Origin of the sequence: Odoribacter sp. N15.MGS-14 (assembly GCF_000980245.1) — a bacterium.
GTDB classification, from domain to species: domain Bacteria; phylum Bacteroidota; class Bacteroidia; order Bacteroidales; family Marinifilaceae; genus Odoribacter; species Odoribacter splanchnicus.
In genome coordinates this window covers 22,043-34,453 of record NZ_LARE01000011.1, presented here as the reverse complement: position 1 = coordinate 34,453, position 12,411 = coordinate 22,043, and the positions used below count along the sequence as shown (strand labels likewise).

At 43.5% G+C, this 12,411-nt stretch carries 11 protein-coding genes and 1 tRNA gene; 5 read left to right on the top strand and 7 right to left on the bottom strand.

The window, feature by feature from the left end:
• Positions 1-398: 398 nt before the first annotated feature.
• Together WS34_RS03810 and WS34_RS03805 are read left to right on the top strand one after the other, a co-directional pair.
• Entirely contained in the window at positions 399-1,415 is a 1,017-nt protein-coding gene (locus WS34_RS03810; protein ID WP_046403249.1) for a LacI family DNA-binding transcriptional regulator, read from the top strand.
• 38 nt (positions 1,416-1,453) lie between these two features.
• A complete protein-coding gene (locus WS34_RS03805; protein WP_046403247.1) occupies positions 1,454-3,013 on the top strand; it encodes an alpha-glucosidase C-terminal domain-containing protein in 1,560 nt (519 codons plus the stop codon).
• Positions 3,014-3,106: 93 nt separating this feature from the next.
• Here WS34_RS03805 and ahpF read toward each other — a convergent pair whose 3' ends face one another.
• Together ahpF and ahpC are read right to left on the bottom strand one after the other, a co-directional pair.
• Positions 3,107-4,660, bottom strand: coding sequence for an alkyl hydroperoxide reductase subunit F (gene ahpF, locus WS34_RS03800; protein ID WP_046403245.1), 1,554 nt, complete (start codon positions 4,658-4,660; stop codon positions 3,107-3,109).
• Between the two features lie 96 nt (positions 4,661-4,756).
• A complete protein-coding gene (gene ahpC, locus WS34_RS03795) occupies positions 4,757-5,323 on the bottom strand; it encodes an alkyl hydroperoxide reductase subunit C (RefSeq protein ID WP_046403243.1) in 567 nt (188 codons plus the stop codon).
• Between the two features lie 163 nt (positions 5,324-5,486).
• On the opposite strand from ahpC, the gene WS34_RS03790 reads away from it, so the two are divergent.
• Together WS34_RS03790 and WS34_RS03785 are read left to right on the top strand one after the other, a co-directional pair.
• The gene (locus WS34_RS03790; RefSeq protein WP_046403349.1) at positions 5,487-5,891 is read left to right on the top strand and encodes an acyl-CoA thioesterase; all 405 of its coding nucleotides are present in this window, start codon (positions 5,487-5,489) and stop codon (positions 5,889-5,891) included.
• Positions 5,892-5,970: 79 nt separating this feature from the next.
• Positions 5,971-6,045, top strand: a tRNA-Val gene (locus WS34_RS03785).
• A 163-nt stretch (positions 6,046-6,208) separates the two neighbouring features.
• Here the strand turns inward: WS34_RS03785 and WS34_RS03780 are convergent.
• The 4 genes from WS34_RS03780 to WS34_RS03765 form a co-directional block, all read right to left on the bottom strand.
• Positions 6,209-7,327: a DUF362 domain-containing protein gene (locus WS34_RS03780; protein ID WP_046403240.1), complete on the bottom strand. Its 1,119-nt coding sequence runs from the start codon at positions 7,325-7,327 to the stop codon at positions 6,209-6,211.
• 5 nt (positions 7,328-7,332) lie between these two features.
• Positions 7,333-8,322: a Gfo/Idh/MocA family protein gene (locus tag WS34_RS03775; protein WP_046403238.1), complete on the bottom strand. Its 990-nt coding sequence runs from the start codon at positions 8,320-8,322 to the stop codon at positions 7,333-7,335.
• A 3-nt stretch (positions 8,323-8,325) separates the two neighbouring features.
• On the bottom strand, positions 8,326-9,096 hold the full coding sequence (locus WS34_RS03770; protein WP_046403236.1) for an exodeoxyribonuclease III: 771 nt from the start codon (positions 9,094-9,096) through the stop codon (positions 8,326-8,328).
• A gap of 159 nt (positions 9,097-9,255) precedes the next feature.
• Entirely contained in the window at positions 9,256-10,554 is a 1,299-nt protein-coding gene (locus tag WS34_RS03765) for a M18 family aminopeptidase (protein WP_013612942.1), read from the bottom strand.
• A gap of 328 nt (positions 10,555-10,882) precedes the next feature.
• Between WS34_RS03765 and WS34_RS03760 the strand changes: the two genes are divergently transcribed.
• Positions 10,883-11,362 (top strand): Dps family protein, encoded by a 480-nt coding sequence (locus WS34_RS03760; protein WP_013612943.1) that lies wholly within the window; start codon positions 10,883-10,885, stop codon positions 11,360-11,362.
• A gap of 64 nt (positions 11,363-11,426) precedes the next feature.
• Here the strand turns inward: WS34_RS03760 and WS34_RS03755 are convergent, their stop codons facing one another.
• The gene (locus tag WS34_RS03755) at positions 11,427-12,344 is read right to left on the bottom strand and encodes a DMT family transporter (protein WP_022159801.1); all 918 of its coding nucleotides are present in this window, start codon (positions 12,342-12,344) and stop codon (positions 11,427-11,429) included.
• Positions 12,345-12,411 lie beyond the last annotated feature (67 nt).

Here is a 12,411-nt window from a genome sequence, read left to right as displayed (position 1 = left end):
TGCATGAACATTACATTTTATTCTTGCTTTTGTTCAAAATTGGCGGTTTCTCTGACAAGAATAAAATAACGACTAAATTCTATATTTCCCTTCTCTAAGGAATGTGACAAACATAATAAAAAATAAGAATTAAATAATCGTCTGTAACATATTTCTGCATTTTAATGGACTGTTGTTTTGATTTTAGTCTTTATTCATAAATTCATCATTACGCGCACATACACTGTTTTATTTGTTTAATGTAAAATATATATCTTGATTTAGCTAGTTATTTCGTATCAAAACTATATTAAACTTCCGAGAACTTTTGTGTTATAATCGTTTTTATTTCAGAAAATAACAGAAATCGCTTTCTGAAACTTTTCATACTTGCAGGCGTTAAAAAATAAAAAGTAGATATGGCAGTTTCTGTATCCTTAAAAAAGTTGGCTGAAATACTTGGGTTGGCTCCTTCTACCGTTTCGCGTGCACTGAAGGGCCATCCGGATATTAGCCGGGTTACTCAGGAAAGAGTAAGGGCTTTGGCACAGGAATTGCACTATAAACCTAGCGCATTGGCATTGAGTCTGAGAAATAAAAGATCTAACTCGATCGCTATGCTGGTGCCTTGTTTAGGAAATTATTTTTATGCCTGTGCTGTGAGTAGTGTGATTCGTTCTGCATATTCATCGGGGTATAAGGTGATTGTGCTTGAAAATGGAGAGGATTATGAACAAGAGGTAAAGATCTGTCAGTTTCTTCAAAAATCCGGAATAGATGGCTTGGTTGCTGTGCCTGCCCGGACGACGAATGATCTGGAACATTTTGTGAAATTGCAGTATGAGGGGATTCCGATGGTGTTTTTCGATCGTATAGCTCCCAACCTGGATACCGACCGGGTACTCGAGGATGATTATAAAGGGGCCTGTATGGCGGTCGGGCATATGATCGGGGGTGGATGCCGGAAGATTGCACATATTGCTTTGCCTCGCCGTTATCTTTGGGCACAGAAAAGAGAAAAAGGATATTTGCAGGCGTTGAAAGACCGGCATTTGTTGGCCGATGAGCAACTGGTAGTTGAATGTGAAGATGTGTCGGAAGTTTATAGAATTACCCGTCAATTGGTGTTGCATTCCGGAGTCGATGGTATTTTTGCTGCTAACGATGCGTTTGCAGTGCATATATTGAGTGCACTCCGGCAGATGAAATGCAGGGTACCGGAAGATGTCGCTGTTTGCGGATATGGTAACGACCCATTGACAGAAGTAACCTTTCCCGCTTTGACAACTGTGAATAAAGATGGGTACCGGGTGGGGAATATCGCTGCCGGTTTGTTGATTCATCGTATCGGGACTAAAGAGGAGGCTCCGACTGTGACCCGGCTGTTGAAATCCGAATTAATTGTACGGGATTCTACTCTGTCTGTCGATCGGTAATAAATTTATTATATCTTTGATAAGTTAATGATTTACGAATGTTGATGAGAATATTGATCCCTTTTATAATTTTACCCTGTATCGTGTGTTGCAGGACAAAAGAATTGCGAATTCCCGATCAACCGGCTCTGATCCATTTGGCTTCGCCCGTTTTTCTGAAGTCTGATACCACTTGGGTTGATCTGAAGGATTATTTCTTATATCCTGAGAAAATTAAAAAAATTACTCCGCTTGCCGGTGTAAAGTTGGCTTGGGACAAGACGGTCCCTGCATTAGGAGTCATTGCCGGGGATACTGGTGTGTTATTATCCGGTTTGAACATCCGTTACGAGGGATATGATTATCAGATTCCGGTGATACGGCCGAATCCGGATATTGGGTTTTATATCGGTACCGATGAAGTAAAGGGGGATACGCTTTTTTTACAGAGTACTTCTCCGGTAATAGACTGGGCTGTTTATTTTCAAAATTATAAACTGGCAGAAAATTTCCTTTCCTGTACAGAGAAGAGGGTAGGTATCGTGTTGCCCGAAGCTGCCCGCCAGTTGAAGTATGGAGAGTTGAGAATTTGGGCGAAAGACAGTTTCGGTATTTCAAATACGATTATTATTCCTCTTAGACGAGGTAAGGTGATTACCGAAGTCGGGCAATTGAACGATACAGATAAGAAGACTGCTGTTATTTATGGTTTGAAAGTGAGAGAGTTATCCGCGCCGGATTCCGGGTTTATAGCTGATTCGGTGAAGTCGGCTTATTCAAATATTGAAGTAGCTGCTATCGGTCAAAAAATGGCAGCAGGTTATTTCAAAGACTTGGGTATAAATACGCTCTGTTTGTTTCCGAAAGCTTTAGCCGGCAGTTTGTCGGCCGATCTTCGAAAGTTGGAGCTGGAAGCTCAGCGGTATCGGTTAACTGTTGTCGTAACGGACAGTCTTGCCGGATCAGACCGCTTTGTTTTTGATAAAGCCACTGCGGTTTTTGCCAGGTCGGATGCGGGTTTTGAAATTTTAGCACAGGCATTGAATGCCAGTTTGCAGGATGCGAAGAATGACCGTTTGGGGATTCATTATTCGGGTGATGGCGAAGTTCCGCGTTTTATTACCCGTACCGATGAATTTTCCCGTTCGCCTGTACAGTGTGAGCGACAGGATACAGCCTATCGGAAATTAGTCCAATTTCTGGCTTTTAATGCGACGATTCCGGGGATTCCCATGATTTGGGAAGGGGATGAAATCGGTTGGCCGAAAAAAGGAGGGATAGCTGGTCAGGGAGAGGAATGGACTGACGAACAGCTGAACGTGAGATCGAAGCTGAGCGCTTTAAATCAATTGCGGGGTGAACATATGGCTTTACTCTATGGTGATTTTATCCCCCTTCGGGTGGAAAAGCAAATCTACGCTTATATCCGTTCCTTTTTCGGTAAAAATGTCCTCGTGGTTTTCAACAAAGGCAAAGAAACGGTCTCTCTAAAGCTCGATTTGCCGAAGATGAAACGGGAGGAAAACTTCTCTTCTCTATTCGGTAACCGTTTTAGCTATGATAATTCGAAAATAATTCTGGATGTCCCCGCTTATGGAGTTGCAATCATTTATAATTGAACAGCCGGTATTTTTTGAGTATACTTTAGAAAATAAGAAAGGTTCGCTGATCAGGAGGCCTGAAAAGCGAACCGAATCAAAAACAAAGTGATATTAATCCAGTACCCCTTTAATGCGGTCTTCGAAGGCTGAGAGTGCGGCTTTGGCTCCTTCTCCCATCGAGATAATAATTTGTTTGTAGGGGACGGTGGAAACATCGCCGGCTGCATAGATACCCGGAACGTTGGTACGGCAGTGGGCATCGATAATGATTTCTCCCGGGCGATTGGTGGCGACAACTTCTTTAAAGGCACTGCTATTGGCTGCTAGTCCGATTTGTACGAAAATGCCGTCCAGGGGGAATAAGCGTTCATTACCCGTTACCCTGTCTTTTACGCGAATGCCTGTCACTTTTTCTTTATCACCCACCACTTCGGTCGTTTGGGAGTTGACCAGAATTTCTACGTTAGGCAGACTTTTCGCTTTTTCCTGTAATACCTGATCGGCTTTTAACTCTTCCAGGAATTCAAAAACAGTTACTTTAGAACAAATTCCTGCCAGATCGATCGCTGCTTCGATTCCAGAATTACCTCCTCCGACGACAGCCACGTGTTTTCCTTTATAAAAAGGACCGTCACAGTGGGGACAAAAAGCTACTCCTTTACCGATATAGTCCGTTTCGCCGGGTACATTCAGCCGCCGCCAACTGGCTCCGGTAGCGATAATGACAGCCGGGGCGATAAATTTTTCTCCTCCGGTTACCGAAAGAATTTTTTCTTTTCCGGTATGATCTATTTTTTCCACTTTCCGGTGTTCGAACAGATCGATCGGATAATGTTGGATATGGGTGCGCAGGTTATCGGCAAGCTGGCTACCTGTCGTGTGAGGGATAGAGATCAGATTTTCGATGCCTACGGTTTCTTTCACCTGGCCCCCGATACGCTCGGCGATGATGGCTACTTTCAGCCCTTTTCTGGCCGAGTAGATTGCTGCCGAAGAGCCTGCCGGGCCACCTCCTGCGATCAGAACGTCGTATTTCTTTTCCGGGATTTCCTGTCCGGTACTCACAGAGCCGTAGGTTGCCTCTAATTTTTCAAGGAGTTCTCCGAATTCTCCCCGTCCGACATGTATGAGCTTACCGTCGGCATATACCGAAGGTACTCCCTGTATATTCAATGCCTCGACTTCAGCTTGATGTATTGCTCCGTCTACCATTTCGTGCTGTATGTTGTCGTTCAGGATAGTCATCAGGTTCAGGGCCTGCACGACATCCGGACAATTCGTACACGTTAAAGATACATAGGTTGTCAATCGGATCGGTCCTTTCAAGGCTGCTATTCGTTTCTGTAAACTCTCGTCGGGTATGTTTTTCCCTTTACCGTCACTGTTGAGGATGGCCAATAGTAAAGAGGTGAATTCATGACCATTCGGTACGCCCCGGAACTTGATCCTCGTTTTTTGTTCATTTTTCAGCAATTCAAATTCCAGCCCCTCTCCTTCTTCCAGCCGGTAATTGATTTTTTCTGAGCAAGAGGCGACATCCTCTAACAGTTCGATCAATTCATTCCGGTTTTCGTGTCGGGGATTAAGCCGGATTAAAAAAGTGTATCGGGAATCCAGCGGTGCAAAAATAGTGCGTAACTGGTCTTTTAATGCTGTTTCTAACATAATATATATTTTTTCAGAAAATGATAAAGGGTTTCAATGGTAGGGAGGTTTTTCTGCAACCGAGCGGACCATTGAAACCCTGAAAGTAGTTCGGGATTAAATTTTGCCGACTAAGTCGATGCTAGGTTTCAAGGTAGCTTCACCTTTTTTCCATTTAGCCGGACAAACTTCGCCGGTATGAGTGGCTACGAATTGAGCCGCTTCAACTTTTCTTAAAAGCTCGTTAGCGTCCCGTCCGATGTTATTGTCGTGAATTTCTACAACTTTGATTTGTCCTTCCGGATTCACGACAAAAGTTCCCCGGTAAGCCATTCCTTCTTCCTCGATCATGACTCCGAAAGCACGGCTTAAAGCTCCTGTCGGGTCTGCCAGCATCGGATATTTGATTTTGCGGATGCTTTCAGAAGCGTCGTGCCATGCTTTGTGTACAAAGTGAGAGTCTGTGCTTACAGAGTAGATCTCCACACCCATAGCCTGAAATTGTTCGTACTTTTCGGCCATATCGACTAATTCGGTCGGACAAACAAAAGTGAAGTCGGCCGGATAGAAGAAGAAGATCCCCCATTTTCCCTTTACATCTTTGTCGGTTATTGTTTTAAATTGACCGTTTTGAAATGCCTGTACACTGAATTCAGGAAGCTGAGAATTGATAATTGTTTGCATAATTTTTATTTTTAAATTGTTATTGTTTTTTCTTTTCGATACAAAAATATATCAATTGTATCGATAAATAAAATATTTTCAATTGATATTTTCTATGTTGATATAGATAAATCGAATGAGTGAAAAAGAACCCTTATCTTTGTTGTGATTTTAAATGAAAGCTATGAGAAAGTATATTTTTGAATTGGAGATGAAAGTCCGGGATTATGAGTGTGATTTGCAAGGTGTAGTGAATAATGCCAATTATCAGCATTATATGGAGCATGCCCGTCATGAATTTTTGGAGCATGCCGGTGCTAATTTCGGGGAATTACATCAGCAAGGTATCGATGCGATGGTTGCCCGGGTCGAGATCGACTATAAAGTGTCTTTGATTAGTGGGGATCGTTTTACGGTTAAATTAAATATATCCCGCGAAGGAGCTAAATTGGTGTTTTTAGAAGATATTTATCGCTTGTCGGATGATAAATTGTGTGCCCGTGGCCGGGTGGAATCGATCTGTGTAAAGGACGGGAAATTGACCCGGGGGGAATTATTCGATGAGATTTTTGCCGATTATTTGAAATAATTTTGAAAAAAAATAGCATTTTGTTTGGAGTGAAAGAAAAAAGCACTACTTTTGTACCCGCAATCGAACAAGATCGCACGGGCGCTTAGCTCAGTTGGTTCAGAGCATCTGGTTTACACCCAGAGGGTCGGGGGTTCGAATCCCTCAGCGCCCACAGAAAAGGAAGTTATAGAAAAACTTCCTTTTTTATTTGTGATAACTTTTCTCTGAGCCCGGGATTCGAACGAAGGGTAGGCCGGAGTTCGTAACATGTTCATGAGGGGATTAGCCTCGAATAATTTCTCAGCGCTCTTTTTTTATCGTATGACCGCGATGGGTCATACGGAGATCAGTTCATAATCGAGTGTCCCGATTCCTATTTTTTCTGCGTGTTGAAGTCCGGCCAGCCAATTGGTGTCGGGATGGATCAGATGGAATTTATCCGTTCCTTGCAGGTGTTCATGGGGATGAGCTTCCGAGAGTTTATTCCCTCCGGTGACGGGGGCTGCGATCACCAGATCGGCACAGGCTTTATCGAGCGCTACCGGATCGAACGAAGCCAAAATTCCCAGATCCGGAATAATAGCAGCGTCATTGTGATTCCAGCAATCGCATTCGGGGGATACGTTCATGATAAAACTGATGTGGAAATGAGGTTTGTCTTTTAGTACGGCTTGTGTGTATTCTGCTATTTTATAATTCAGGCGTTCGGAAGTGTCGCTTTCGCCCATCACGGCCGCGTCGTATTGACAGAGCGCCACGCATTGGCCACAGCCGACACAACGTGAATAATCTATTTCTGCAATATGTTGTGCATTGAAGCGGATGGCTTCGTGGGCACAATGTTTGATGCAGATGCCGCATTTCTTACAGTTCTGGCTATCGATAACGGGTTGCGAAGCAGAATGAAGTTCGAGCTTCCCTCCTACACTGGCACATCCCATGCCGAGATTTTTCAATGCTCCGCCGAATCCTGCCTGCTCATGTCCTTTAAAATGGTTCATCGTGACGATAATATCTGCGTCGGCAATCGCTGCTCCGATTTTCGGAGCCTGACAATATTCTCCTCCGATCTCTATTTCCCTGTACTCTGTTCCTTTGAGTCCGTCGGCAATGATTACCTGGCATTGAGCGGAAATCGGATTGAAACCGTTTTCCATAGCACTTTGCAGGTGGTCCACGGCATTGGCCCGGCGTCCGGAATATAGCGTGTTACAATCTGTCAGGAAAGGTTTGGCGCCTAGAGAGCGTAAAACTTGTACCAGGCGGGCGGCATAATTAGGCCGTATGTAAGCTAAATTTCCGGGCTCTCCGAAATGAATCTTTATTGCTGTAAACTGCTGTTCGAATGAAATATCGGCTATGCCTGCTTTTCTGACCAAACGCTCCATTTTATCCAGCAGATTGCTGTTGGGGTTAGTCCTCAGATTGGTGAAATATACTTTTGCTTTGTTCATGGTGGTTATTTGTCGGCAGGATAAATGATTCCTGATTGTTTACGTACTTCATCGATAATTTCAAGAGTGGCGAGCGAATGATCATGACTATTGATCGTCGATTCGCATAGCCCTCTTTCTATCAGATCGATAAATTCTGCTATTTCATAATAATATTCGTTGTGTGAGGCCGGGAGCGAGAGATCCCGGGGTTGTCCTCCTTTGGGGATAAATTTTACTTCACGGATGGTTTGAATACGGTCTAAAATAAAAGTTCCTTTTTCTCCCTGGATTTCTGCAGGTAAAAAGGAATCTGCGATCTTTGAATACAGAACGGTAGCATTCAGGTTTTCGTATTCGAAGTTTACAGCCCCTTGTCCGTCTGCGCCTGTCGAAAGTTTTAGTCCTGTGGCACTGATGCGTTTAGGGCGACCGAAAAGGACGACCATGGGATAGATGGTGTAAACGCCCAGATCCATCGAAGCTCCGTTTGAAAATTCGGGATTAAAAGCATTCAATACAATTCCTGCTTTTAATTTGTCGTAACGCGAAGAATATTGACAATAGCTGGCAAAATAGCGCCGTAAACATCCCGCTTCCGCTAAATACCGGCGAAGTTGCAGGAAGTTGGGGGTGAGAGTCGATTTCATGGCTTCCATCAGAGTAACACCATTTTGCCGGGCTGTCCGGATCATTCCCCTGGCTTCTTTGGCATTGGAAGCCAGGGGCTTTTCACAAAGGACGTGTTTCCCTTGTTGCATGAAAAGGATGCTCAAAGCCGCATGCAACGAATTAGGTACAGCGATATATACGGCATCGATCAAAGAACTGGCTGCCATTTCTTCGGGCGAAGTGAAGAGGTGCGGTATACCATGTTTAAGGGCAAAAGCCCGGCCCGTTTCCCTACTCCGCGAACAGACGGCTGTGGCTTCGAAACGCAACTCTTCGCGTGCCGCTTCAAGAATCCAGTCGGTGATAAAATTGGTACCTATTATGCCGAAACGTATTTTTCTCATACTTTAGAGCTCTTTCAATTCAACGACTGCCGGGCAGTGGTCGGAGTGCTTGACCTCGGGTAAAATATAGGCATCTTTTAACAGAGGGATGACCTGCGGGCTGACCATGCAGTAGTCGATACGCCAGCCTTTATTGTTATTCCGCGCATTTGCCCGGAAACTCCACCAGGTGTATCGATGAGGTTCTTCGGGATGAAAATACCGGAAAGTATCGGTAAATCCCGATTCCAGAAACAGGCTCATCCATTCCCGTTCTTCGGGTAGGAAACCACTGCTGTTGGCATTCCGTACCGGATCGTGAATGTCGATCGGACGATGACAGATGTTATAATCCCCGCAAAGGATCAGTTTACTACGGGTTTTGCTGAGCTCTATAACATAATGCCGGAAATCTTCGAGCCATTTCATTTTAAAGGCTTGTCTTTCATCTCCGGTGGTACCAGAAGGATGGTAGACACTGACAATGGAAAGGTCGCCGTAATCGGCCCGCAAGAAACGTCCTTCCCGGTCGTATTCCTGCATCCCCATTCCGTATTCCAGATGGTCGGGGGTGATTCTGGTCAGGATGGCTACCCCACTGTAGCCTTTTTTCTCGGCTGAGAAAAAGAAGGAACGATAACCTAAAGCTTCGAATTCAAGTGTGGGGATCTGATCCGGTTGGGCTTTTGTTTCCTGTAAACAGACCACATCCGGTTGCTCTTCTGCCAGCCAGTCCGTAAATCCTTTCGATAAAGCACTACGCAGGCCATTGACGTTATAAGTGATAATTTTCATAATTGATTTTCTTTATTACAAAATTAAAAAAATATTGGTAATAGAATCATCCGAAGAATCAATTGTGAAATTAAAATTTGATCTTGCCGGCCAAAACACTGATCCCCACAAATCAGATTTTTTGATTTGTGGGGATAGCTCCTCAGGTAGTCCCTGATTTTAAATGTTATAGAAAGTCGTAAACGCTTTGATCACATAATCCTGATCGAGCACACCGGCTGTTTCACGAACAGAGTGCATGGCCCACATGGGGTTACCTATATCTACTCCGCGCATTTCCATTTGCGTCAGGAGGATATTTCCTAAGGTAGAACCTCCTGCCATATCCGAATGATTGACAAAAGTCTGATAAGGTACACCGGCCATCTTACAAATTGTAGCGAATACAGCTGCCGAATCACCGTCAGTTATATATTTTTGGTTTGCGTTGATTTTGATTACCGGTCCCTGGTTCATGATCGGATGGTTGGTCGGATCGTGTTTTTCGGGATAATTAGGATGCAAGGCATGAGCCATATCGGCCGAGATCATAAAAGAATTGTGTATGGCCCGGTAGAGCTCTTCGATTTTATAACCTTGGTTGAAAGCTACCCGTTCCAGAATAGTCCGCAGTATCGGTGATGCTGCACCTTGTTTGGTGCCGCTGCCTACTTCTTCGTTGTCGAAGATGGCTAACACTTTGGTCTTATTACATGGCTTGGAATCGAGAAGAGCCGTCAGGCCTGCATGAACCATAGCCAGGTCGTCCAACCGGCCGGAAGAGATAAATTCGTTGTTTAGTCCGAATAAAGTTCCTTTACCATATTCATATAAGGTGAGGTCGAAATCCAGGATATCTTCTGCCGGAATATTCATTTCCTGAGCAATAAGCTTCAGAAGGAAATTGTCTTTTTCGAAAGTCTCGTTGATCATGGCTATGACAGGAAGCATATCTCTTTGCTTGCTGAGCGGATTACCCTGATCGTTTACTGCCCGGTTGAAATGGATGGCGATATGGGGTATTTCAAGCAACGGCCGGTCGAAATTGATGAATTGAGTGGCCGGTTTAAGGGGTTTGTCACTCTTGACCATGACCCGTCCGGCCATAGACAGAGGCCGGTCGAACCAGGTATACATGATCGGGCCTCCGTAAACTTCTGTGTTCAGTTTCAGGTATTTCCCTTCCACCGGCATTTCTGCATGGGGTTTGATCCGGAAAGTCGGAGAATCACTATGTGCACAAATCAGTTTAAAGCCTTCTTCTGCCAAATTACCGTTGCCCGGAATAAAAGCATATAAAGAAGAATGATTCTTGGTCACGAAATATTTACCCCCGTGTTCGATATGCCAGGCTTCTCCTGAAAAAAGCTGTTTGAAACCATGAGCCTGAAGGCGTTGTTTGATGCTGAGGACAGCATGGAAGTTGGTCGGACTCTCGTGTATAAATTCGAGCAGATCCAAAGCGGCTTGTTTTTCCATAATTTATAGATTTATTTATAACAATTTTATTAGCGACAAATATACCATCGGTGGATGATCATTTTTTACCGACCTTAAATTAGAAAGAATATTTTAAATAACCTGCTCCTTCCGGGAAACATTTTGAATGGAAATGCCGATTTTTTTGTGGTTTGAAAAAAAATGGATTTGTTTTAGTGGTTTTGTTGTGTTTAATGTATTGATTATGAATAATTATAGATTATTTGAATTGTGTTGTAAATATTATTGATTTGATTTATATTTTAAGCGGTTATATATTTGTATCAAAGAAATAAGAAATAGTAGAAATCAATTAAAAATAAGAATTATGAAAACGAAAAATTTAATCGGATTGGATTCAGAGAATGCTCAACAAGTAGTAAACCTTTTAAATGAGTTGTTAGCCAACTATCAGATTTATTATCAGAATCTGCGTGGATTTCATTGGAACGTCAGAGGTAACCGTTTCTTCGTTCTGCATGCTAAATTTGAAGAGTTGTACAACGATGCTATCGAAAAGGTAGATGAAATTGCTGAACGTATTCTTACTTTAGGTGGTGTACCTTTGCATTCTTATGCAGCTTATACTAAAGTGGCTACTTTGAAAGCTAAAGAAAATGTTACTGACGGGGATGCTTGTTTGCGGGCTGTTGTAGAGGATGTGCAGGTATTGTTGAAACAGGAACGTGAAATTTTGAGTGTCGCTGCAGAGATTGGGGACGATGGGACTCAGGATGTGTTTTCTTCTTATGTTTCAAGTCAGGAAAAGCTGTTGTGGATGCTCGATGCCTATCTGAATCAGAAATGAGTAAGGTAAAAGGTATAAAGTAAAAAGTAAAAGGTGGAGAGATCGATTTTCCACCTTTTACTTTTTACTTTATACCTTTTACTTCTTCTTTCGCTTTGCTTTGTGTCACAAGGTACACACCTGTAAATACCAGTAAAGCGGCGATCGGTTTGTCCCAGCTGAATACATCTTGTCCGATAAGAATCGCTATAATGGAAGCGATGATCGGCTGTAAATTGTTGTACATACTGGCTGTAGTGGGACGAATTCGTTTCAAAGCCATAGGAACCAGGAAGTAAGCGATGCCGGTTGCCATAATGACTATATAACTCAGTTTCAGGATAACGAATGGGTTGCTTTCTGTGCCGAAGACTTTAGCTTCCGGCAGATCGGAAATACCGGGAGGAAAAGAGATAAGGGCTGAAAATAAAAACATCCATTTCATCAGAGTGATGGCGGAATAACGTTGTGAGATAGGACGGGTGATGACTAAATAGATGGCATAAGTGATTACATTAACGATGCAAAGTAGGTTACCTATCCAATTGCCGGATGAATCGGTATTTATAGCCGACGATTGAAAAATGATCAGTAAGGCACCCGATGCTCCGATCAAAACTCCGGCAGCTTTTTTGAATGTGACGGGCTCTTTTAATATCAGGGCTGCGATCAGCATAACCGCGAGCGGGGTCATGGCTGCAATGATGGTAATATTGACCGGTGAGGTGTACAGAAGGGCATTGGCAAAAGATACTTGTGCCCCTACCAGACCGAATAAGGCACCCCAAAAGATCGTCCATAGATCCCGTTTTCCGACTTCTTCTTTCGGAGCCAGTAAGCCGATACCCCAAAAAACAAGGGTAGCAAAAACCATCCTTACAAAGGTAAGAGCATACGGACTGATCCATTCCGGGACAATGGTTTTCGCTATGGGCGTATTTAAGCCGAAAATCAGATTCGTAGCCAGTATTGCTCCATGTCCCAGCCATTTGTCTTTTGTCATCTTGTTTTTTTGTTTTCTGCGGTAAATATAAGATAAATCGGCCGAATAATCTTATTTCTCGCTATTA